Raw genomic sequence first — 23257 nt, 5'->3', positions numbered from 1 at the left:
GGTATCTTTTTAAGAATGTTTAACGTTAGGCTTCCAATTCCATGATGGTTTGGGAGGTAAAGAAGCCCAATAAACTTAACTCTCGCACGGTAGTTAAAAACGTATACAAGCGATAGTCTGGTTTTAAATCATGTGCAAGCAACTGATAATCTGAATCTAATAATTCAAAAACCGCATCCTGTTGAGCTTCTGAAATATGAAAATAAGTGGTTAACATTTTTTGGTAATCTTCCACATTCCCGTCTACAGGGACTTTTCCAGTAATATTGTTAAATCTTTTTGAAAACTCTTCGGTGCCTAATTTCATCTCCATCTGTTGTTCGGCGTTTAAAACGTGCTGGCACATCTTGTCAATGAAGCGGGCAATATTGAGGTCTTTCGCTCCTATAGTAGTTGTCGTAGGCAGCAAAAGGTCTACTAACTGCGAGATGCTATACATTTCACTAGCCTTAAAAAATTCAGAGATTACCGTCGTTTTTGCATCGCTGCAGGAATTAAACACACTTATGATGGTAGTCCCTGAAACCGCAAAACCAAAGGAAAGCGCCATGTTTTTAAGAGCCGTTCTTCTATCCATCATTACAATAGATTTTGTTTTAACAGTTTTACCGCATGGTCTACCGCTCGCGCCGTAAGTGCCATATAAGTTAGCGACGGATTTTGATTTCCGGAAGAGGTCATACACGAGCCATCCGTGACATATACGTTGGAAACGGCGTGGATTTGATTAAATTTATTGAGCACGGATGTTTTAGGGTCATGGCCCATTCGTGCAGTTCCCATTTCATGAATGGCGTGCCCTAAATAGAGCGCGGTATCAAAACCTTTAACGTCTTCAAAACCTGCTAGCTTTAACATTTTTATGGCTTCTTGCTGCATGTCTTTACGCATCTCCAACTCATTTTTTTTAAATTCCGCATCAAAAGTGACTGTTGGAAGTCCCCATTGGTCTTTTTTAGTATCATCGAGCGTCATTTTATTCTCATGATAGGGTAGACATTCACCAAAACCAGTCATGCCGATGCGCCAAGGCCCAGGTTTTAAAAGCTTGTCTTTAAGCGCTTCTCCATAGCTCAACTCTTTAATGGCGCGGCGCCAGTCAGTTCGGCTTGCACTGCCTTGAAAGGAATAGCCTCTTAAAAAGTTAGATTGAGGTTCTCCGTCTTTTAAATTTCTAAAACGTGGAATATGAAAACTTGCAGGGCGATTATTAATGTAAGGCACCTGTTTGAATTTGGTGGTGGTGCCGGTAGCACCTACTCGAAAGTGGTGGTCCATTAAGTTGTGGCCCAATTCGCCACTATCATTACCCAATCCATTTGGAAATCGTTCTGATTTGGATTGTAGTAAAATACTTGTTGTGCCAACCGTAGAGGCGCAACAAAAGATGATTTTAGCTGAAAACTCTAAAGTTTCATGAGTTTGCGCATCTATAATTTTCACGCCTGTTGCTTTTTTGCTTATGTCGTCATAAACAATCTCAGAAACTATGGAATATGGTCTTAAGGTCATATTTCCGGTACGTTCTGCAGCAGGTAAAGTGGACGAATTACTACTGAAGTAGGCACCTAATGGGCAACCACGCATGCATCTATTTCGATACGCGCAATTAGCTCTGCCAGTATGTTGGGCATCTCCCGTAAGATTAGCGAAGCGCCCCATAGTTAAATGCCGATTCTTATAATGCTTGGAAATTTGATCTTTAAAATCTTTCTCCACTTCATTTAAAGGCATGGCGGGCGATAAATGACTATCGGGCAAATGTGGTAAACCTAAATTTTCACCACACACGCCAATAAACTGTTCCACTTTGGTATACCAAGGCGCAATGTCTTTATAACGAATTGGCCAATCTACCGCAATCCCTTCCAGTTTGTTTGCTTCAAAATCGAGGTCGCTCATTCTTAAAGCCTGTCGCCCCCAAGTGAGGGAGCGTCCGCCAACATGGTAGCCTCTAATCCAATCAAAGCGTTTGGTTTCATTATAAGGGTGTTCTAAATCGTTAACAAACCAATGGGCAGTGGTTTCTTGGGTCACAAAACCCGTGCGACTTTGTGTTTCTTGATTAGCTGTAGCAGCGGCGCTAGGCTTACCACGGAATTCAAAATCCCAAATGTCTTTTGTTGCTGTCGGATAATCACCATGGTTAACCATTCGTCCACGCTCAAGGACCAAGGTTTTGAGTCCGTGTTCACATAATTCTTTTGCCGCCCATCCTCCCGAAATTCCGGTTCCGATAACGATGGCATCATACGCCTTATTCAATGTGTTGTACTTTTAATTTGGATCTGTGCAAATTTAATCTTTACATCAGCGAACTCACAAAGAAAATGAATTTATGGGAGTTCCGATGGGGGAAATTTGGGCTAAAAGGAGGAGTATTTTGAAGATGTTATGGGTTATGCGGATTGAAAAGCTTACTAATAAGGTGTCTAGGTTTAAAACATAATCTTTTTAGATAGGAATGCCATATATGGACCACTAGGATAGGCTACACTATAGACAGCATTGGTAAAGGCCGAATGGGAAATTGTCGTGTATACTTTTAGAAGTATTTCACCTAAAAAATCAAAGGATTTATTAAATTTACAGGTATTGGTTCGTTTAGCTATCAAATCTGAGACCATGTAAGTTTTTAGGGATCTGTCGGAATTATAAGACAATACCCAAGGAAGTCTAAGAATATAATAGGCATCTTATAAATTTTTTATACTAAAAAATTGAAACTATGAAATCAGAATATATTGACATTCCATTAGTTAAAAACGAAGAAAAAAAGCGTTTTGAAATTGAAATTGATGGTCACTTTGCCTTTATTGATTATAAAGCGCCTAGCGATAAAATAGCGTTGATCCATACTGAAACAGATCCGGAATTAGCGGGTAAGGGTGCAGCATCGGCCGTAGTGGAGAAAACCTTGCAGTATTTAGACGAAAACAATATCACCTTACTTCCTTACTGTCCTTACGTATTTGCCTACATCAAGAAATATCCCGAATGGAAACGTATTGTAAGTCCGAAATTTGATGGGTATGACAAGCTCTAATTTGAATATTCAATCTTTGTTGAGTGTATCGCATTTTTGGAGGCGTAAACATATTCCAGCTCAGTATTTTGACCTAAAAGGTTATTGGAGGGCAAAATGTTTATCAATCCATTCGAACATGGTTTTATACACCTGGGCTCTAACAGATTTTTTAGATAAAATTAAATCGTGCATCCCGTTTTTGATCTCGCAAGTGGTGACATTCCCATCAATTTTGTGGGCATAATGTTTAATATGCTTGACGTTTAATACAGCATCAGCTTCCAAAAATTTATCCGACCACTTTTTATCAAAAGCCGATTGGCTGCTATACATGACAAGTAACGGCACATCGATTTTTAGATTGTTCTGAATGTTTTTATGCCCTTTGTGAATGGCATCAATAAAGCTCAAATTAACATCTTTAATAGTATGAGGTTTCCAAGCCAACACGTAGTTCCACTCGCCAAAGTTGTCCTTGTGAAGGCTATAGCCATATAATTCTGAGAGTCCTGCTGAAATCTTTTTATTTGGGAAATAGGTGCTCAAAGCAGATAGGAGAGGAATTCCAATTTTTCTCTCAAATGCATTGAGATTAAACTCATAAAACGGACTATTGCAGATGACCCCGTGAAAGAAATTGCTGTTTAGATTTCTTCCTGCATAATTAGTGACAATCAGCCCACCAGTAGAATGTCCCATTAAAATGACCTGCGCATTGTGTTCTCTTTTTAGTATTTGTAAAGACATATGTATCTCCTCGTCATATTCTTCTAGAGACCGAACATTATTTAACTTTTGATGTTCTAAAAAAGAACGACCGTATTTTCTTAAGTCTAAGGCATAAAAATTGAAACCTTTATCATTAAATTTTTTCGCGAGCTCCGTTTGAAAGAAATAGTCATTAAACCCGTGAATGTATAAAATGGCTTTGGTCGATTGGCGTTCGGGTTTTTTTCGTACTAATGTTGCAATGACACGTCCTTCGTAATCGTCTTTTAAGGGCAAACACATGTGCTCAAAACCTTCACCTAATAGATCTGCGGAATACGTTCCTGCATTCATAATATTCTCGTATTTATTACAATCAACATTCTTTAAAGTAGATTAATGACAGGAATTGCAATTTGCAGAAAAGATAATAAAACAACTTCAAAAGTTAATGTTATAAAATAAAAAAGGCTCCAACATTTCTGTTGAAGCCTTTGCAGTACTCAAGGCGGGAATCGAACCCGCACTCCGAAGAACTGGATTTTGAATCCAGCGCGTCTACCAATTCCGCCACTTGAGCAATTAGGACTGCAAAATTATAGAATATTTTATTATAAACAATCATTGTTGGCGGATTAAATTTAAGGGAAATTATAAATTTATATAGAAAAATAGTCTTAAGCAGGATTCGTTAGCTTCTTCAAAATGATTTTCAATCTCATGGTTTTGCCGTTTTAAAACCCAACTAGCTGAATGCTAAATCTTCCCACGAATTATCCCGATCAGAATTTAATGTCTTGATTCTTGGTTCTTACAGCGAAGCGATCTTGATTCTAATTTCAACCATTAATCAAATACACCTAAAAATATCTTCCATTTATCCATTTCTGTCCAAATAAATTCCTAAATTTGCAGCCTGTTAAACAGAACGACACTTTAGTTGTTATAAAACACTTCATTACAGATGCCTAACGTTGCTACAAAAGCCAAAATTTTTGCTTGTTCACAGAGTACAGAACTTGCAGAGAAAATAGCCGCTACCTTTGGGGAGCCGCTTGGTAAGGTGATTACATCAACTTATAGTGATGGTGAGTTTCAGCCATCTTATGAAGAATCAATCAGAGGAACAAGATTGTTTATCATTGGATCAACACATCCTGGGCCTAAAAATTTAATGGAAATGTTATTGATGATTGACGCCGCAAAGCGTGCTTCAGCAAGACACATCACCGCAGTATTGCCATACTTTGGTTGGGCAAGACAGGATAGAAAAGACAAGCCTCGCGTGCCAATTGCAGCTAAATTAGTAGCGAAAATGTTGGAAGCTGCGGGTGCAACCCGAATTATCACGATGGATTTACATGCTGATCAAATTCAGGGCTTTTTTGAAAAACCGGTTGATCATTTATTCGCATCCACAGTGTTTTTACCGTATTTAAGAAGTTTAAATCTTGACAATTTAACCATTGCTTCGCCGGATATGGGGGGGTCTAAAAGAGCTTATGCTTATTCTAAAGCTTTAGAAAGTGATGTGGTTATATGTTACAAACAGCGCGAAAAGGCTAATGTCATTTCGCATATGGAATTGATTGGTGATGTTACCGGTAAAAATGTCGTCTTAGTAGATGATATGGTGGATACCGCGGGAACATTGACTAAAGCGGCCGATTTAATGATGGAGCGTGGCGCTCTAAGTGTTAGAGCCATTTGTACACATCCAATTTTATCAGGTAATGCTTATGAGCGCCTGGAAAATTCAAAATTAGAAGAATTGATTGTTACAGATTCAATTCCTTTAAAGCAACAGAGCAACAAGATTAGAGTAATCAGTTGCGCTAATTTATTTGCTGAGGTGATGCATAACGTACACTACAACAGATCAATTAGTTCAAAATTTTTAATGTAGTCGCTGTTAAATTTGGCTACATCTTATATTAGAGTATTAATAATTAACTATAAATTTTCAAAATGAAATCAATTACAATCAACGGATCTCAAAGAGAAAGCGTGGGCAAAAAAGTAACAAAAGCCTTACGTAATGCTGGTCAGGTTCCTTGCGTATTATACGGAGGAGACAAACCAGTGCATTTCTCAGCACCTGAATTGGCTTTCTCTAAACTGGTTTATACGCCTAATGCGCATACAGTTGTGATTGCCATAGAAAACGGAGCGTCTTACAATGCAATCATGCAAGACATCCAACTTCACCCTGTAACAGACAGAATTTTACACATCGATTTCTATCAATTATTTGAGGATAAAGAAATTGCAATGGAAATTCCGGTACATATTATCGGAACTTCTAAAGGTGTATTAAATGGTGGTGTTTTACGTAGAAACCAACGTAAACTTAGAGTTAAAGCTTTACCAGCTAACTTGCCAGATTTTATCGAGGCAGACATTACACCTTTAAAAATTGGAAGTAAATTATACATCACTTCTTTGGAAAATCCTGATTACAAATTCTTACACCCAGATAACACTGTAGTTTGTCAAGTGAGACGTTCTAGAGCAAGTGTTGCTGAGTTTGAAGGCGATGATGAAGAAGAACTTGAAGAAGGAGCAGAAGGGACAGCAGCAGAAGCTACTGAAACTCCAGCTGAAGGTCAAGAATAAATCTTGTTTCACAACATATTATAAAGCATCCTGTTTATTCAGGATGCTTTTTTTATTTTTGTCAATATTCAGAAAAGGAGTTCACCATCCGATCTGAAAATGATACTAACATTTAGCCTGAGGCGAGCATATGCTGAATTTTTTTAAACATATTTTTAAATCATCAACCTCTCCAACCTCAGTTGAAAAGCATACTATGAAAAAATATCTTATTGTAGGTTTAGGTAATATTGGCAGTGATTATGCAAATACAAGACACAATATTGGTTTTAAAGTCTTGGATCATTTGGCCAAAAAGGAGGACTTAAGTTTTCAAACCCAGAAATTAGGAGACATTACTGTATATAAGTTTAAAGGGCGACAATTTATTTTACTGAAACCAAATACCTATATGAATTTAAGTGGGAAAGCCATTGTATACTGGATGACCAAAGAAAATATACCTTTAGAAAATGTATTGGTCATTACTGATGATTTAAATTTGCCATTTGGGACCATTCGCTTAAAAACAAAAGGCAGCGCCGGAGGCCATAACGGATTAAAGGACACTCAAGATAAATTACAAACTACCAATTATAACCGTTTCCGTTTCGGGATTAGTGACGCTTTTGGTGAAGGCAGACAAGTAGATTATGTCTTGGGAGAATGGACCGCTGAAGAAGAAGCTAAATTAGGCGAGCGCTTAGATGTAGCGGTAGAACTTATTAAATCATTTGGAATGGCCGGAGTCAATATCACTATGAATACTTTTAATGGTCAATAATACAATCATCATATGATGATACATTGAAAAAGCATCTTTGAAGGATGCTTTTTCGTTTAAAAACGGCTGATATAGAAATAGGAAACATAAGCGTAAAGAAGTGTTAACAATTCGGTAATCTCAATTTTACATTAACTTAACATTGATAGTCTAAAGTGTTATTAATCAGTTAGATGAATTACTTTATGGTTTTTTAGAGGATTTAATACTAGCTTGACACGCAACTGCGCATTATGAGTGATCTTTGCTTGTGTCTTAAGACCACTATCATTAGGGTTTCATAATTAGCTATTGGTTTTTGTCGACTGTAGTATCATGAATTCTAAGGGCTGCCTTCGGCCAAGGCAGCTTTTTTTGTTTAAAAATTTAATCATAAGGAAACATTATATTCAAATAAGTATTAGTTCTTTGCAGTGACAAAAACTAATACTGATGATGAAGTTCTCTTATGCACTGTTGGTGCTTCTATTTGGAGTAAGCGAAGTTATGAATGCTCAAAATATTGAAGGTCCTAGTTTAGGTAATGGCATTTTTAAAAGTGTTGCTAAAGATAGCACTTGGGCTATGAAAATGGGGCTGCAGCTGCAGTTTCAAGGATCTGCAGAATGGGAAGAGCACAACAATTCCTTTTCAGATTTAGAAACTCAATTTTTAATCCGTCGTGCTCGATTAAAGTTTGACGGTTTTATTTACTCTCCAAAATTAACATACAAAATTGCTTTAGGACTCTCTAACAGAGACATGTCCGGCGCTTCTGAATTTACCAATAATGCGCCACGCTACATTGTGGATGCGGTGGTGAAATGGAACTTTTATGAAAATTTTGAACTGTGGTTCGGTCAGGCAAAACTTCCTGGCGATTTTGAAACACTGATATCTTCAGCCAATCTCCAGTTTGTTGATCGCTCCAAGCTTAGTAAATCCTTTGGTATTGATCGCGATTTGGGGCTGCAATTACGACATCAATTACAGTTTTCTGAGCATTTGTTGATAAAAGAGGCCTTTGCAGTTTCGCAAGGTGAAGGTCGTAACGTTACTTCAAAAAATTTGGGTGGATTTCAGTTTACTTCCCGTTTGGAAGTGTATCCTTTTGGAGATTTCACAAAGGATGGAGCGTTCATTGGTGGCGATTTGGATAGAGAACCAACTCCGAAACTGGCACTTGGGGTAGCATATGATTTTAACGATAATGCGGTGAAAACGGGCGGGAATCAAGGTGATTATATGTTTACGGATTCAGGGTTTCATGAAACTGATATTTCAACTGTATTTGTTGATGCCGTATTTAAATACCAAGGTTTTTCATTATTGGCACAATACACCGATAGAGCTGCAGATGCTCCGGTGGCTATAAATTCTGAAGGACTACCCACGGGTGATGTGGTAAACGTCGGATCAGGATTTAATGTACAATCCGGCTACCTTTTTAAATCGAATTGGGAAGTTTCCGGACGGTATACCAATCTCAATCTTGACACCCCTTTAACCGCAAAAAACATCGAAAATCAATACACACTTGGAGTATCAAAATACATCTTTGGGCATAAATTAAAAGTACAGTCGGATTTAAGTTATTTAAATGTCGAAGACTCAGCGGATCAGCTCATGTACAGGCTGCAATTTGCCGTGCAATTTTAAAACATAACAATTAGGTAACATACCCTTTAAAAACACTAAGGATATTTGCAAACTATTAGAAACTAAATTATGGAGAATTTTTATTTATACATGATCATTGCTTTGGCCATTTTGGCGGTTGCTGATTTGGTAGTTGGGGTGAGTAATGATGCGGTCAACTTCCTAAATTCTGCAATTGGTTCAAAAGCGGTCTCGTTTAGAACCTTAATGATTGTGGCGAGTCTTGGGATTGGTATCGGTGCCATTTTTTCAAGCGGGATGATGGAAATTGCCCGGAAAGGCATTTTCAATCCAGAACAGTTCATGTTTAATGAAATCATGATCATATTCATGGCGGTAATGATAACGGACATTCTACTGCTCGATTTTTTTAATTCCATCGGCCTACCAACGTCCACCACAGTATCCATTGTATTTGAGTTGCTTGGTGCATCGGTTGCAATGACCTTGATTAAAATTAGCCATGACGGTGGTAATCTTTCGGATGTTATAGACTACATCAATACAGCCAAAGTGACCGAAATTATTTCCGGAATTTTGCTGTCAGTAGTCATTGCCTTTACCGTGGGAGCCTTGGTACAGTGGGTCGCACGATTATTACTCTCTTATGATTTTGAAAGAAAAGCGGACTGGGTTGGCGCCTTATTTGGAGGATTTGCTCTTACTTCTATCACCTATTTTATATTTCTAAAAGGTATTGGAGGGACTAACATTGCTAACCAAACTTATGATATTATCAATGGTGAAACCATTAAGGATTTCTTAGAGCATCAAGCGGTCTATATTGTAGCGATTAGCTTTGTGTTATGGACGATAATATCATATGCCGTAATTGCCCTGCTAAAAGCTAACATATATAAATTAATCATATTAGTGGGTACCTTCGCATTGGCCTTGGCTTTTGCGGGTAACGATTTGGTGAACTTTATCGGACCTTCCATGGGCGCTTTTCAGGCGTATTCAGATTTTACCAATCCGGCAATAAACACCCTTGGATTATCAGCTTCTGAATTTCCTATGAACAGCTTAAGTGAAAAGGCTACTACGCCTACTTTATTGCTACTTGCAGCCGGTATTGTTATGGTATTAACGCTGTGGTTTTCCTCAAAAGCAAAAGCTGTCGTTAAAACATCTCTCGATTTGGCAAGTCAAGGCGAAACTAAAGAACGTTTTCAACCTAACTTTCTATCCCGAAGCTTTGTAAGAATGGCTATGGGCATTTCTTATGTCACATCCTACATCTTACCAAAATCGTTAGAAGCTAAAATTGATAAACAGTTTGAGGCCCCAGTAATTAAACTCGCAAAAGATAAGGTACACGAATTGCCTTCTTTTGATTTGGTTCGCGCGGCAGTGAATTTAATGGTTGCGGCGGTATTGATTGCCATTGCGACTTCCTATAAACTACCGTTATCCACCACTTACGTTACTTTTATGGTAGCGATGGGATCTTCTCTAGCAGATAGAGCTTGGGGTGCAGAAAGTGCGGTATATCGTGTAGCAGGGGTAATCAATGTGATTGGTGGTTGGTTCTTTACCGCAATCAGTGCGTTTTTCGCTGCGGCTTTAGTAGCCTACTTATTGAATTTGAACATTAAGGTGATGTTTCCAATTTTATTGTTGGTGGCTTTCGGATTGCTGATTAAAAGCTCGATGGCCCACACTAAAAAAATGAAGGAAACCAAAGCAGAAGACCGTTTAAATAAAACCGAAAGCAGCTCTGTTCAAGGCGTTATTCATGAAAGTGCGAATAATATTGCCAATGTGATTAAGCGTGGTAATAAAATTTACACCAATGCCATCAACGGTCTTGCTTTACAAGATTTATCCTTATTGAAGAAGAATAAAAAGCAAGTTCGGAAACTTTCTGAAGAGGTTGAAGAATTGCGTGACAACATCTTTTATTTTATCAAGAATTTAGATGATTCGAGTGTGGGTGCGAGTAACTTCTACATTAATATATTAGGATACTTGCAGGATATGACCCAATCCTTGGAATACATCTCCAAAGTGAGTCATAAACACATTCATAATAATCATAAGAAACTGAAATTCAGTCAGATTAAAGAGCTTAAGGAAGTGGATGAGCGTTTTGAGCGTTTGTTCAACAATAGTAGAAATGCTTTTGAGTCGCATTCTTTTGAGGAAATCGGTATCATTTTGGGCAGGAAAAAAGAAATCATTAGCCTGGTAACGGATAAAATACAGAAACAAGTAGAACGGACGCGTACTGAGGAGTCAAGCCCTAAAAACACGACCTTGTACTTCAGCATTCTTTTGGAAACCAAGGATTTGTTAGTCGCCACCATGAATTTGTTGGAAGAATATTACCTCGCCCACGACAGCTCGGTAAAACCTATCCCGTTCCCGGATAAACTAAAAAAGTAAGTTCAGATTATTTATACAAAACAAAAACACCCTAATTCCACAACGTTAGGGTGTTTTTTTTAGTCCTATCCTGACATTTCTGGGACTAAGCATTCATTTGTAAATATGTCTTCACGGAGCAATACCTTAAAAGACGACTCTGGTCTGGTAGCATTATCTATCAGGCTAAGGATAACATCTTTTAAAAATGAGATGCTCTTTTGCGATATTAAGCTTTTAAACCGCTTTAAAGAATTTTTCTGCCGCATTTTGGATAAGAGACCTTATCATAAAAAAAAGGCTAGAGACACCTGGTCATCTAGCCTTTTAAAATTTAAATGAAGGAGTGAATTACTCGGCGATTTCCTGATCCATCTGCTCGTTAACCGATTTTACTTTAGAACGCAACCACATTTTTAATTTGGTCACCAAAAAGAATAAAATTGGTACAACTATAAGTGTTAGGAAGGTCGCAATCAGTAAGCCGTAAATTACGGTCCAAGCCAAAGGCCCCCAGAACACTACGTTGTCTCCACCCATATAAATATTGGCATCAAAGTCTCTGAATAAGGTAAAGAAGTTAATATTTAAGCCAATCGCTAACGGCACCAAACCAAAAATAGTGGTAATAGCAGTCAGCAAAACAGGGCGTAAACGGGCTTTTCCTGCCTTAACGATCGTTTCAAATAAATCTTTTGTTTCGAGATAATCTTCTTTTGCTAGATCCAATTCGTTCTTTTTACGCTCAATCAATAATTCGGCATAATCTAAAAGCACCACACCATTATTTACCACAATTCCCGCCAAGGCAATAATTCCTACCATGGTCATCATGATCACAAAAGCGCTTCCTGTAACCACAATACCACCGAATACGCCAATTAAACTTAAAAAGATGGCTAGCATAATAATGGCTGGTTTGGAAATGGAATTGAACTGGAAGATCAAAATGAAAAAGATCAATCCCAGACCGGTAAAGAACGCACCCATGAGGAAGGTCATTTGCTTGTTCTGCTCTTCAATTTGACCAGTATAGTCAATTTTAATGTTATCAGCCAAACCTTCGTAACTCTTCATTTCATTCTGAATTTGCGTTACAATAGCACCCGCGTCAGTGTACCCTGGTGATAATGCAGAATATACGGTAACCACGCGGTTGGTACCTTTGTGTTTAATGGCACTAAACCCGGAGTTATTCTCGTATTTGATCAGGGTAGATAACGGAATGTTTTTAATTTGTCCTTTGTTATCCCTGAAGGTGATGTTCTGATTGAACAGCGCACTGGTGTTGTAGCGATTTTCCTCGTTAAAACGAACGTTGATATCAAAATCATCACCACCTTCTTTATAAATGCCTGCTTTAGACCCGAAGATGGAATTACGTAACTGCTGCCCAACCTGAGTGGCGCTTACGCCCAGCTCTCCGGCCTTTTCACGATCGACGGTCACGCGCATGGTTGGCTTGTCTTTATTAACGTCAATCTTCAATTCGTCAATACCAGGAATATTTTTGGTATTTATAAACTCACGCATGTTTTCTGCAGTGGCAATCAATTCATTATAATCATCGCCTTCAATTTCAATATTAATTGGCGATCCTGCTGGCGGTCCGTTAGCATCCTTTTCAACCGAAATGAGCACGCCCGGATAAATGCCTACTAAAGCTTCCTGAACTTTTTGACGCAGCAACTCACTGTCGGCCTTTTGTCTGAATTTATATTCGCGCATGGACGCCGTAATCTTAGCTTTATGCGGCATTTCAGCGGCAGAACCCATATCTGTCTGCGGATTTCCGGCACCTTCACCAACTTGGGAAACGGCACTTTCTACCAAAAAGTTATAGTCGCCGTCCATATACTGCTTATCGTTTAAAACCGCATATACACGTTTTTCGATCTGATTGGTAATAGCATTGGTTTTTTCAATAGCGGTTCCTTGCGGATACTCGATATATACAATAATCTGATTGGGTTTATTGTCTGGGAAAAATTCCACCTTGGTCCGTTGCGCCGACAAGGAAATTCCAAAGGCCACAAAGGCTAATATCAATAACACAAATGTTCCAATACTCAAGATATAAGGCATTTTACCTGAGAGCGCACTTCGCAATTGACGTTCGTACCAGTTTTCTAATTTAACCAGAGTATTGTTTTGAAAACTGTTGGCCCATTTGCGTAAGAAAATGCGGTACACCCATAACATGATGGCGGTAAAAATCATCAGCGTCCCAAGGCCACGGAATTCCCCGGCCGTAAAAAATATGATTAGGCCGATTACTGCCATCACACTAGTGGTGATGATGATGCGTTTTAAAGGCATATTTTTATCTTCGATGCTCATAAACTGGGATACCAATACCGAGTTAAAGAAAATCGCAACAAATAAGGATGATCCTAGCACGACGGATAAGGTGATTGGTAAAATCATCATGAATTCGCCCATAATTCCGGGCCATAGCCCTAGCGGAATAAATGCGGCCACAGTTGTGGCAGTAGAGATGATGATAGGGAAGGCAATCTCTCCAATCCCTTCTTTAGCCGCTTCAATGCGACTCATGCCTTCTTCATCCATTAAACGGTACACGTTTTCCACAACTACAATCCCGTTATCTACGAGCATCCCAAGACCCATGATAAGTCCGAAAAGTACCATCGTGTTTAAACTTTGCCCCAATAGATTCAAAATCATCAAGGACATAAACATGGACATCGGAATGGCAAATCCCACAAAAATGGCGTTTTTAAAGCCTAGGAAGAACATCAATACAGTTACAACCAAAATAACCCCAAAAATGATATTATTAACCAAATCGTCCACCTGACCAATAGTTACGGAGGATTGGTCATTGGTAATTGTTACTTTAAGGTTTGGAGGAAAAACATCGGCTTTTGCTTTTTCAACCACCACTTTAATTTGTTCTACGGCCGCCACCATGTTTTTTCCGGCACGTTTTTTAACGTCCAGCATGACCACAGGCTCGCCAAATTCGCGCGCAAAGGTGGTTTTGTCCTCTTCGTGAAAGGTTACCGTTGCGACATCTTTTAAGTAAATGGCATTGCCATCTTCTGCTTTTACCACAAAATTTTCCAACTCTTTAGGCGATTGAATTTCACCCAAGATGCGAATGGTACGGCGTTGTCCGCTGGCAATCAGATTCCCCGCTGACATGGTGACGTTCCCGTTTTTAATGGCCCCAATGATGTCGTTAAAGGTGACTTCTGAGGCCATCATTTTATAGATGTCCACCGCTATTTCGACTTCTTTTTCTTGGGCGCCACGGATATCGGCTTTTTTGATTTCCTGAATGTCTTCAATTTCATCTTGAAGGTACTCGGCAAATTCCTTGAGTTTTTCAACGGTGTAATCCCCAGAAATATTGATGTTCAGAATTGGCATTTCTTCTGAAAGACTTAATTCAAAAACATCAGGTTCAACTTTGGCATCATTAAATGTCGGCCAATCTTCGCTGGACGTTTCACTCTCTATTTCATCTTTTACTTTCTGTTTGGCTTGCTCAACGGTAATATTTTCATCAAATTCTACCACCACCATAGAAAAATCTTCTTGGGAAGTGGAGGTGATGTCAACCACATTGCTCACCGTTTTTAACTTGTCCTCTAAAGGATCTGTAATCAGTTTTTCAATGTCTTCAGCCGTATTTCCGGGAAACACTGAGCTAATATAAATTTTGGTCTCGTTAACTTCAGGAAAGCTTTCTCTCGGCATATTAAAAAACGCCGCAATCCCTAAATAAAAAATCACCGCAATAAGCACATACATTGTGGTCTTATTGTTGATGGCCCATGAAGACAAGCCAAACCTCTTTTGTTTTTGTTTCTTCTTCTTAGCCATTCTGGTTGTTCTCATTTATTAATACTTCTACCGTTTGCCCGTCTTTTACACTTCTAGCGCCTTCTTGAATCAGTTCAGCATTGTTTTCAATGCCTTCTAGCACTTCAATTTGATCACCTTGGGTTCTCCCGGTTTTAATGACCACGCGTGTCGCTGTACCTTGGTTTTTATTGTCCTTATCTTTAACCACATAAACATATTGCTCACCCTGTGCATTTTCAGAAATGATGCTTTGGGGAATCAACAGGGCACTTTCATTAGTGTAATCGTTGATTTTTAAACGTGCTGTAAGATTGGGTTTAATTGTTTTATCCTTGTTTGGAATGGCTACTTCAGCTCTAAAAGTACGGTTGGCGGGATTGATAACGCTACTGGTCTGACGCACTGTAGTGGCGATGGTTTTGCCTAGTACCGGAAAGTTAACTTCAACAGCTTTACCCTTTGTAATGGCGTTGACATAGCGCTCAGGCACTTCAGTTTCTATATACATATCATCCAGGTTAACAATGCGCATGACCTCTGTTTGCCCGGCAGCAACAACGTTGCCCTGTTCTGTCATAATATCATCAATAGTTCCTGAAAATGGCGCTTTAATGATTGTTTTTGCGATTTGTTGTCTGATTTGATTGACGGCTTCCGCTTGCCCTTCGTATGTGGATTTAGCTTGCAAGTATTGAATTTCACTGCCAATTTTCTGATCCCATAAACGTTTTTGGCGCTCAAAAGTGGTTTTGGCCAAATCCGCTTGAATTTGTTGTTGGGCCAATTGTTGACTTAAGCCGCCATCATCAATTTTACCTAAGGTTTGACCCTTGCGCACCGCTTGCCCTTCCTTGACGTACACATTGGTAAGAATGCCATTGTATTCCGGTTTTAAGACCATTAAATTTTTGGTGGTAACGTTCCCTTGTAAGTCTAACACGTGATTAAACTCTTCCGTAGCCGCTTTAAAGGTAGTGATCAACGGGACGTTTTTAGTGGTATCCAATACGGAAATCTTCTCATCAAGCTGTTTAATTTTATCGTGTAGCACTTGCTGTTCATCTACCAATTCCGCTCTTTTTTTGCGTATGGTTTCCAGATTGTTGCTTTTTAAGGTGTTTTCAACAGTATTATTGCTGTCATCACCACAAGAGGTGAACATGAGCGCTACTATTAAGAGGGTGATTATATTTTTCATTTGTTTTGGTTTGCTTGGTGTTGTGTTTATGAGATTATAAATAACTTTATGTCTTTAGAAGGATTGGTTTTACATGTTAATTTTTACGCTTGGGATTCATGGTTATGCTTTTAATTGCGATTTATAAACTCTTATATCTTAATTAATTTGAATCAACGCATTCTCAGATTCAAGGTTCCTTAGGCGTTGTTAAATCCCTCAACGTCTTCTACTCCGTAACGATATTTAATGCCGTTTCCAAATCGGTTTTCGCACTAATGACCTCTAGCATTGCCTTAAGATAGTCTTGTTGTGCGGCATACAATTGGGTTTGCGCCTGACGTAAATCGAAACTTGACGAAATACCTTCAAAAAATTTGGTTTCATTTTTTTCTTCAATGCGCTCCGCCAATCTTAAATTCTCTTTTTTATTTTGATAATCTTCAATAGCAAATTGGTAATCACTTTTAGCGGAAGCAATTTCAAATTTTATATTTTCTTCCTTATCGATTAGATCAATTTCTGCTTTTTCTAAGTTGATTCGAGCGCGTTGCGTGGCAGCACTGCGCATGCCTGAACTGAAAATAGGAATATAAAGGCTAGCACCAAATAGAGAGGAGCCAAACCATTTCTGATCCTTGTTAAGAAACGTAAATTCGTCAGTAAAGGCTGAATAGCCACCATTTATAAAAGCGTTTAGCGTTGGGAGCGCTTTGCTTTTTTCCAGTTTCAGCATCAGTTCTTTTGAAACTTTATTGTTTTCCGCTATTTTGTAATCAATGGTTTGTTCTATTGGTACCTCCGTCATTAATAGACCTAACGACATATGGTCTTGGGTAAGTTGCTCCAAATTGTCAGTTAATACAGTAGGCTGATTGATCTCCAAGCCTAGCGTCATATTTAACATTTGATGTGCTAAAGTTGACATGCGTGTGGCATTACTCAATTGGCTTTTAATCCCCGAAAGGGTGATTTTTAATTGCTCCACACTTTCTTCTTCAGCCAAACCGTTTTCAAAAATTTTAGTCGTTTCGTCGAGGTTTTTTTGAAGTACTTCCAAGTTACGCTCTAAAATCTCTACGCTCTCTTCAGCCAATAAAACATTGCCATAGGCATTGATCACACCTTTGCGCACTTCCAAATCAGTTTTGGTTTTTGCGTTTTTGGAAATATCTAAAAATACTTTGGCAGATTGTAACCCTACAATGTAAGAGCCGTCAAAAATTTGCTGACTCAACGTGGCCGTAGCATTCATGTTTTGTTTGGTACCAAAAATAACCTCTGTAAATTCTCCTGGTTGTCCTCCAAAAAATTCTGCGGGCAACACCTGAACTTGCTGTTTTAAGAAATTTTGGTAATCTACGGAAGCGTTAATTTGTGGTAGACCGCTAGCCGTGGTTTCCCATTTTTGTGCTTTGGCGGCTTCAATATCAAATTGTGCATTTATCGAATTGCGATTGTTTTTTAAGGCAAAATCAATGGCTTCTTGCAAACTGAACAGGGTTGGTGTCTCTTGCGACATCCCTACAAACGGGCAAAGCAAAAGTAAAAAGATGTAAAATTTATATGTCATTAGGCTCTAATTGATTGTTGATAAATTGTTTTAAGACTGATAAGCCACTCTCCGTGGTAATGGCCCTCAAATGATATTCGAGATAACTTTCCATCAAATATTCGATGGTGAATTGATCCTGTGGAAAAATATGTTCGTCGCGAATACCTGACATCCCGTTAAAATACATGCGCGAAATAAAATCGACGTCAATAGTGCTTCTAAAAAGCCCCTCATTAACACCTCTTTGGATGCTGTCCTGTACGGATGCTTGCATTTTTTCGAATTGCTTAACCTGTAACCGTTGGTAGATTTGTGGGTAGTATTTTTTCAGTTGGTGCTGGGGTGACGTTTTTTCATTCCTTAAATAGGTCATGACGTACATTTTAATCTCGTACAATTCTTCAATAGAGTTGACCGCCGACTCTGAAATATGATCAATTCCGCTACATACATTATCTAACACTGAGAAGGTTGCCGCTTCAATCAGACGGGTTTTATTTTCAAAATGTACGTAGATCGTTTTTTTGGAAATGCCTAATTCATTGGCGATATCATCCATCGTCACACTTTTAAAACCAAGGGTCAAAAAGAGCTCCGTAGCTCTATGTATAATTTTTTCTCTCATAATAGGCTGCAAATGTACAACAGGAAACTTTAAAAACAAAAATAGTTTCCAAAGTTTAATATTTTTTAATATTGATTTTGAGTGTTGTTTTGCTAACGGTATTTGCCTTATTTTTGTGATATGCAAAAAATTTCGTTTTACCACACTGCCTTTGTCAACTATTTAGAAGCTACAATTCAAGTAAAGGAACCGGCTTCCCTATATGATCCCATTCATTATATTCTCGATTTGGGGGGCAAACGCCTGAGGCCCTTGCTAACCTTAATGACGGCTGATGCCTTTGATGGCGATTATAAGCATGCTATGAATGCCGCCCTGAGCATTGAGATTTTCCATAATTTTTCACTCATTCATGATGATATTATGGATGATGCGCCGTTGCGTCGCGGCAAACCTACGGTGCACGAAAAATGGGATGTCAATACCGGGATTCTTTCCGGAGACGCGATGTTGATTATGGCCTATCAGTTGTTCGAATTTTATGACCCCAAAACGTTTCAGGACTTGGCAAAATTGTTCAGTAAAACGGCGTTAGAAGTTTGTGAAGGTCAGCAATATGACATGGATTTTGAAACACGCGATGATGTTTCAATTCCCGAATATTTGAAAATGGTCGAATGTAAAACGGCAGTCTTGGTAGGTGCGGCCATGAAAATGGGAGCTATTGTGGCCGGAGCTTCTAAAGAAGATCAAGATCATGTTTATGAATTTGGAAGATTGTTAGGCATCGCATTTCAACTTCAGGATGATTATTTAGACGCATTTGGCGATCCAGAAACGTTTGGCAAGCAGGTGGGAGGAGACATCATTGAAAACAAGAAAACCTATTTATTTTTGAAAGCAGTCGAATTTTCCAATGGTGACGACCAATTGCAATTGGAACATTTATTTGGCATCAATCCCTCCGATGCTACGGATAAAATTGAAACCGCTAAGCAAATATTCCAGACCAGCGGTTCAGCGGATGCCACCCGTCAGGAAATTGAAAATTATACTAAAATGGCATTTGAAGTACTGGATGAACTTTCCATCCCTGAGGACAAAAAGGACATGTTGAAGCATTTTGGGAATGATTTGATGAATAGAAGAGTTTAATTGCTATGAACACCTTACAAAGTTTTGATGATGTTGTTTTGCAAGCCAATGAGTTGCGTCTGTATGCCAAATTGGTAGAACAGCTCAATAAAGATCTCACCTTAGCAAACATCAATTTAGAATTTCATGCGGATGTATTGCCCACAAGCTTAAAGCTGATGCTTCATGAGAAAATTTTTGAACTGGTTCAGAATAGATTCATGGATTATTTGAACCTGTTGTATATTGTAGATGTTGCTGAGGAAAAAATCAGGGAATTGGATGGCAATGACATACTCCAAATGTCAGCACAGGTTGCTTTCTTGATTCTAAAACGGGAATGGCAAAAAGTCTACTTTAAAAACCAGTATTCTTCTTAAGCTAATCCTTCACATTTCGCTTAATTCATTTTAAAAATACACTCTTACAAAAGGTGCCCACGGATCAGCATAAATGCTTTTATCCTTATCATAAAGCACGTCATATCTGATGCCCACAGCCACATTTCGGGTTCTATAACCAGCGCCTAAAAACAAGGCGGGATACCAATAATTCTCGTCTGAAACTCCTAATCGGTCATCCCAATTGCGGCTAACGTTCAATTCTTCAAATTCTGCCGATAATTGTATGGCTTGTATTGGGTTGAACAATCCAATCAAACTACCGCCAAAGACGGTCGATTTATAAAAATCTTTCCGGGAGTTATAGGTGCCGTTTAATCCTACTCCCAAAGACACCTGCTCATTAAATTCGTAAATGGCACTTGGGGCTAGGGTGCCACTGAAAAAGCCGTCACCAAAACTCAACCCAATGCCACCACCAAATCTGACATGGTTCCAGAAATCATCCGGCGGGGGAGTCGTTTGAAACTGTGCGAAAGTGCTAACGTAAATGAGCAGTGTCAAAACGGAAATAAAATGCTTTTTATTTAGAGTAAATCTCATAAATTTTGTATTATGTTTATCGATACACTTATATCATATAAATATACTAAAAGCAATTCTTATTTTGGTAAAAGTTGTATTTTTGACTAAAATTTGAAAACATCTGAACGTTTTACAAAAAATGATGGATAAATATTCCTTTTTAAACGCCGCTCACTCAGCTCACTTTGCTGAATTATACGACCAATATTTACAAAATCCCGATACAGTTGAACCGAGTTGGAGAGCCTTTTTTCAAGGTTTTGATTTTGGTTCAGAAAACAGCGAAGCCACTTATAATGATGGCGACGTATGTATCTCACCTGATGTTCCTGAGCACATGCAAAAGGAATTCAATGTGGTACGCTTAATTGACGGATATAGAAATAGAGGTCATTTATTCACCAAAACTAACCCTGTAAGAGAGCGTCGCAAGTACGAGCCTACTTTGGCAATTGAAAATTTCGGACTTTTAAAAGAAGATCTGAACACACTATTTTCTGCTGGAGAAATTTTAGGAACCGGACCTCAAACCTTACAAAGTATTATTGATCATTTGGAGAAAATTTACTGCTCTTCAATTGGTGTGGAATATATGTACATCCGCAGTCCTAAAGAAATTGAATGGATTCAGAAAAAGCTGAATATCAATGATAATCAGCCAAATTTTTCAGCTGAATCGAAAAAAGACATCCTCACGAAACTTAATGAAGCGGTTTCATTTGAAAGCTTTTTGCATACCAAATATGTAGGACAAAAGCGCTTCTCTTTAGAAGGCGGCGAGTCCTTAATCCCAGCCTTGGATACGCTTATTGAAAATGCGGCAGATCTTGGCGTAAAGGAATTTGTGATGGGCATGGCGCACCGTGGCCGTTTGAGCACCTTGATCAATATTTTCGGAAAATCTGCTAAAGATATTTTCAGTGAATTTGACGGGAAAGATTATGAGCAAGAAATTTTTGATGGTGATGTAAAGTACCACTTAGGTTGGACGAGTGATAGAGAGTCTAAAGGTGGGAAGAAAATAAACTTAAATATTGCTCCAAACCCTTCGCATTTAGAAACTGTAGGCGCGGTGGTTGAAGGTATTGCCAGAGCAAAACAAGACGATAAATATAGTGATAACCCATCTCAAGTATTGCCAATCATTGTGCACGGAGATGCAGCTATTGCAGGACAAGGTATCGTGTACGAGGTCATTCAAATGGTGAATTTGGATGGTTACAAAACCAATGGAACTATACACATTGTCATTAATAACCAAATAGGGTTTACCACAAATTACCTAGACGCACGCTCCAGTACCTATTGTACGGATATTGCCAAGGTCACTTTGTCTCCAGTGTTACACGTTAATGCTGATGATGTTGAGGCAGTGGTGCACGCCATGTCATTTGCATTAGATTTTAGAATGACTTTTAAACGCGATGTGTTTATTGATCTTTTAGGGTATAGAAAATACGGACATAATGAAGGTGATGAGCCTCGTTTTACCCAGCCAAAATTATATAAAGCAATTGCGCAGCATGAAAACCCGAGAGATATTTATGCTGAAAAATTAATAAAAGAAGGTATTGTAGATAAGGATTTTGTTCAAAAACTTGAAGAATCTTATAAAGCAACCTTAGAAGAAGAATTGGAAGATTCTCGCAAGCAAGAAAAAACAATTATTACCCCATTTATGCAAGATGAATGGACTGGGTATGAAAGTGCTGATGAGAATAAAATGATGGAAGCGGTTGATACCACTTATCCAGAAGATAAGTTGACAAAAATTGCCGATGTTATTTCTAATCTTCCAGAAGATAAAAAGTTCATCCGTAAAATTGAGCGTCTCGTAAAATCTCGTAAAACAGCGTTTGATGACAATAAGCTGGATTGGGCAATGGCAGAGCATTTAGCCTACGGAACTTTGTTAGAAGAGGGCCATGATGTGCGCATGTCAGGACAAGATATTGAACGTGGTACGTTTTCCCACCGTCACGCTGTGGTAAAAGTAGAAGATAGTGAAGAAGAAATTGTATTGTTGAATCACATCAGCGATACTCAAGGTAAATTTTATATTTACAACTCGTTACTTTCAGAGTACGGGGTGGTTGGTTTTGATTATGGTTACGCTATGGCTAGCCCGAAAACATTGACCATTTGGGAAGCACAGTTTGGAGATTTCAGCAACGGTGCACAAATCATGTTGGACCAATACATTTCTGCCGCAGAAGATAAATGGAAGCTCCAAAACGGCTTGGTTATGCTATTGCCGCATGGGTATGAAGGTCAAGGAGCAGAGCACTCGTCCGCGCGTATGGAACGCTATTTACAGTTGTGTGCTAGCGACAATATGTATGTTGCAGATTGTACAACGCCGGCAAACATGTATCATTTGTTAAGACGGCAAGTAAAGGCAAACTTTAGAAAGCCGCTAATTATATTTACCCCTAAGAGCTTATTGCGCCATCCATTAGTGGTGTCAACGGTAGATGAATTTGCAAACGGAAGTTTCCAAATGGTCATCGATGATAAACAAGCAGCCGTAGAGAAAGTAAAGACGTTAGTATTTGTAACTGGAAAATTCTATTATGATCTTTTAGAGGTCAAGGAAGAACAAAAGAGAGATGATGTTGCTTTAGTAAGAATTGAGCAATTGTTTCCACTTCCAGCCAAGCAAATGCGTGAAATATTAAAGAAATATGAGCATGCTGATGATGTGGTTTGGGCACAGGAAGAGCCTCGTAACATGGGAGCTTATAGTTTCCTGATGATGCATTTTGAGGAATCAAAATCTTTCAGAATTGCGTCAAGACGTGCTTATGGTGCGCCGGCGGCAGGAAGTTCAACCCGTTCTAAACGTCGTCATAAAGAAGTGATCGACTTTGTCTTTGACAAAACAAAAAATAACCAACGATAAACAAAAAATACTCCTGCTGAGGCGGGAATTCAACAACGCAAACC

General features: G+C 38.7%; 18 protein-coding genes and 1 tRNA gene. 9 read left to right on the top strand and 10 right to left on the bottom strand.

The genetic code is table 11. The features are described from left to right. Positions 1-25: 25 nt before the first annotated feature. The 3 genes from ES711_RS06465 to ES711_RS06455 form a co-directional block, all read right to left on the bottom strand. Positions 26-580, bottom strand: a complete 555-nt coding sequence (locus ES711_RS06465; protein ID WP_146891669.1) for a gluconate 2-dehydrogenase subunit 3 family protein — start codon at positions 578-580, stop codon at positions 26-28. After that, entirely contained in the window at positions 580-2265 is a 1686-nt protein-coding gene (locus tag ES711_RS06460) for a GMC oxidoreductase (RefSeq protein ID WP_146891666.1), read from the bottom strand. The genes ES711_RS06465 and ES711_RS06460 overlap by 1 nt, the downstream gene beginning before the upstream one ends. 173 nt (positions 2266-2438) lie before the next feature. Further along, entirely contained in the window at positions 2439-2627 is a 189-nt protein-coding gene (locus ES711_RS06455) for a hypothetical protein (protein ID WP_146891663.1), read from the bottom strand. Positions 2628-2728: 101 nt separating this feature from the next. Between ES711_RS06455 and ES711_RS06450 the strand changes: the two genes are divergently transcribed. After that, on the top strand, positions 2729-3046 hold the full coding sequence (locus tag ES711_RS06450) for a GNAT family N-acetyltransferase (protein WP_146891660.1): 318 nt from the start codon (positions 2729-2731) through the stop codon (positions 3044-3046). An 81-nt stretch (positions 3047-3127) separates the two neighbouring features. Here ES711_RS06450 and ES711_RS06445 read toward each other — a convergent pair whose 3' ends face one another. After that, entirely contained in the window at positions 3128-4090 is a 963-nt protein-coding gene (locus tag ES711_RS06445; RefSeq protein ID WP_146891658.1) for an alpha/beta hydrolase, read from the bottom strand. A 146-nt stretch (positions 4091-4236) separates the two neighbouring features. Next, positions 4237-4316 (bottom strand) — tRNA-Leu (locus tag ES711_RS06440). A gap of 384 nt (positions 4317-4700) precedes the next feature. On the opposite strand from ES711_RS06440, the gene ES711_RS06435 reads away from it, so the two are divergent. The 5 genes from ES711_RS06435 (at position 4701) to ES711_RS06415 (ending at position 11141) form a co-directional block, all read left to right on the top strand. Then, positions 4701-5642: a ribose-phosphate pyrophosphokinase gene (locus ES711_RS06435; protein ID WP_146891655.1), complete on the top strand. Its 942-nt coding sequence runs from the start codon at positions 4701-4703 to the stop codon at positions 5640-5642. A 62-nt stretch (positions 5643-5704) separates the two neighbouring features. Next, positions 5705-6352 (top strand): 50S ribosomal protein L25/general stress protein Ctc, encoded by a 648-nt coding sequence (locus tag ES711_RS06430; protein WP_146891652.1) that lies wholly within the window; start codon positions 5705-5707, stop codon positions 6350-6352. Positions 6353-6548: 196 nt separating this feature from the next. Continuing rightward, positions 6549-7115 carry an aminoacyl-tRNA hydrolase gene (gene pth, locus ES711_RS06425; RefSeq protein ID WP_146891649.1) on the top strand — a complete coding sequence of 189 codons (567 nt, stop codon included), beginning with the start codon at positions 6549-6551 and terminating at the stop codon, positions 7113-7115. A 432-nt stretch (positions 7116-7547) separates the two neighbouring features. After that, the gene (locus ES711_RS06420) at positions 7548-8753 is read left to right on the top strand and encodes a porin (RefSeq protein ID WP_317129860.1); all 1206 of its coding nucleotides are present in this window, start codon (positions 7548-7550) and stop codon (positions 8751-8753) included. A gap of 69 nt (positions 8754-8822) precedes the next feature. Continuing rightward, entirely contained in the window at positions 8823-11141 is a 2319-nt protein-coding gene (locus tag ES711_RS06415; RefSeq protein WP_146891647.1) for an inorganic phosphate transporter, read from the top strand. Between the two features lie 330 nt (positions 11142-11471). Here the strand turns inward: ES711_RS06415 and ES711_RS06410 are convergent, their stop codons facing one another. From ES711_RS06410 to ES711_RS06395, 4 genes are all read right to left on the bottom strand, one after another. Then, the gene (locus tag ES711_RS06410) at positions 11472-14972 is read right to left on the bottom strand and encodes an efflux RND transporter permease subunit (RefSeq protein WP_146892852.1); all 3501 of its coding nucleotides are present in this window, start codon (positions 14970-14972) and stop codon (positions 11472-11474) included. Next, positions 14965-16152 carry an efflux RND transporter periplasmic adaptor subunit gene (locus ES711_RS06405; protein WP_146891644.1) on the bottom strand — a complete coding sequence of 396 codons (1188 nt, stop codon included), beginning with the start codon at positions 16150-16152 and terminating at the stop codon, positions 14965-14967. Before ES711_RS06405 ends, ES711_RS06410 begins: the two co-directional genes overlap by 8 nt. 208 nt (positions 16153-16360) lie before the next feature. Next, complete coding sequence (locus ES711_RS06400; RefSeq protein WP_146891641.1) at positions 16361-17704, bottom strand: TolC family protein; 1344 nt, start codon at positions 17702-17704, stop codon at positions 16361-16363. Continuing rightward, entirely contained in the window at positions 17694-18311 is a 618-nt protein-coding gene (locus tag ES711_RS06395; protein ID WP_146891638.1) for a TetR/AcrR family transcriptional regulator, read from the bottom strand. Before ES711_RS06395 ends, ES711_RS06400 begins: the two co-directional genes overlap by 11 nt. Before the next feature lie 120 nt (positions 18312-18431). Here ES711_RS06395 and ES711_RS06390 point away from each other — a divergent pair, with 120 nt between their 5' ends. Further along, positions 18432-19406: a polyprenyl synthetase family protein gene (locus ES711_RS06390; RefSeq protein WP_146891635.1), complete on the top strand. Its 975-nt coding sequence runs from the start codon at positions 18432-18434 to the stop codon at positions 19404-19406. 5 nt (positions 19407-19411) lie between these two features. Then, positions 19412-19765, top strand: coding sequence for a hypothetical protein (locus tag ES711_RS06385; RefSeq protein ID WP_146891632.1), 354 nt, complete (start codon positions 19412-19414; stop codon positions 19763-19765). A gap of 30 nt (positions 19766-19795) precedes the next feature. Here ES711_RS06385 and ES711_RS06380 read toward each other — a convergent pair whose 3' ends face one another. Continuing rightward, positions 19796-20329: an alpha-ketoglutarate decarboxylase gene (locus ES711_RS06380; protein WP_146891629.1), complete on the bottom strand. Its 534-nt coding sequence runs from the start codon at positions 20327-20329 to the stop codon at positions 19796-19798. Positions 20330-20453: 124 nt separating this feature from the next. On the opposite strand from ES711_RS06380, the gene ES711_RS06375 reads away from it, so the two are divergent. After that, positions 20454-23213 carry a 2-oxoglutarate dehydrogenase E1 component gene (locus tag ES711_RS06375; RefSeq protein ID WP_146892850.1) on the top strand — a complete coding sequence of 920 codons (2760 nt, stop codon included), beginning with the start codon at positions 20454-20456 and terminating at the stop codon, positions 23211-23213. Positions 23214-23257: the final 44 nt, after the last annotated feature.

It is taken from the genome of Gelidibacter salicanalis (genome assembly GCF_007997285.1).
In the GTDB taxonomy this organism is placed as follows: domain Bacteria; phylum Bacteroidota; class Bacteroidia; order Flavobacteriales; family Flavobacteriaceae; genus Gelidibacter; species Gelidibacter salicanalis.
Note: the sequence above shows the minus strand (reverse complement) of the source record. Positions and strands in the feature narration are given on the sequence as shown.

Bases quoted from the DNA above. Each gene is read 5' to 3' on its own strand.
- ES711_RS06465 (WP_146891669.1), bottom strand. From the start codon at position 580: ATGATGGATAGAAGAACGGCTCTTAAAAACATGGCGCTTTCCTTTGGT.
- ES711_RS06405 (WP_146891644.1), bottom strand. From the start codon at position 16,152: ATGAAAAATATAATCACCCTCTTAATAGTAGCGCTCATGTTCACCTCT.
- ES711_RS06430 (WP_146891652.1), top strand. From the start codon at position 5,705: ATGAAATCAATTACAATCAACGGATCTCAAAGAGAAAGCGTGGGCAAA.
- ES711_RS06395 (WP_146891638.1), bottom strand. From the start codon at position 18,311: ATGAGAGAAAAAATTATACATAGAGCTACGGAGCTCTTTTTGACCCTT.
- ES711_RS06385 (WP_146891632.1), top strand. From the start codon at position 19,412: ATGAACACCTTACAAAGTTTTGATGATGTTGTTTTGCAAGCCAATGAG.
- pth (WP_146891649.1), top strand. From the start codon at position 6,549: ATGAAAAAATATCTTATTGTAGGTTTAGGTAATATTGGCAGTGATTAT.
- ES711_RS06410 (WP_146892852.1), bottom strand. From the start codon at position 14,972: ATGGCTAAGAAGAAGAAACAAAAACAAAAGAGGTTTGGCTTGTCTTCA.
- ES711_RS06380 (WP_146891629.1), bottom strand. From the start codon at position 20,329: ATGAGATTTACTCTAAATAAAAAGCATTTTATTTCCGTTTTGACACTG.
- ES711_RS06390 (WP_146891635.1), top strand. From the start codon at position 18,432: ATGCAAAAAATTTCGTTTTACCACACTGCCTTTGTCAACTATTTAGAA.
- ES711_RS06375 (WP_146892850.1), top strand. From the start codon at position 20,454: ATGGATAAATATTCCTTTTTAAACGCCGCTCACTCAGCTCACTTTGCT.
- ES711_RS06415 (WP_146891647.1), top strand. From the start codon at position 8,823: ATGGAGAATTTTTATTTATACATGATCATTGCTTTGGCCATTTTGGCG.
- ES711_RS06450 (WP_146891660.1), top strand. From the start codon at position 2,729: ATGAAATCAGAATATATTGACATTCCATTAGTTAAAAACGAAGAAAAA.
- ES711_RS06445 (WP_146891658.1), bottom strand. From the start codon at position 4,090: ATGAATGCAGGAACGTATTCCGCAGATCTATTAGGTGAAGGTTTTGAG.
- ES711_RS06435 (WP_146891655.1), top strand. From the start codon at position 4,701: ATGCCTAACGTTGCTACAAAAGCCAAAATTTTTGCTTGTTCACAGAGT.
- ES711_RS06420 (WP_317129860.1), top strand. From the start codon at position 7,548: ATGATGAAGTTCTCTTATGCACTGTTGGTGCTTCTATTTGGAGTAAGC.
- ES711_RS06455 (WP_146891663.1), bottom strand. From the start codon at position 2,627: ATGGTCTCAGATTTGATAGCTAAACGAACCAATACCTGTAAATTTAAT.
- ES711_RS06400 (WP_146891641.1), bottom strand. From the start codon at position 17,704: ATGACATATAAATTTTACATCTTTTTACTTTTGCTTTGCCCGTTTGTA.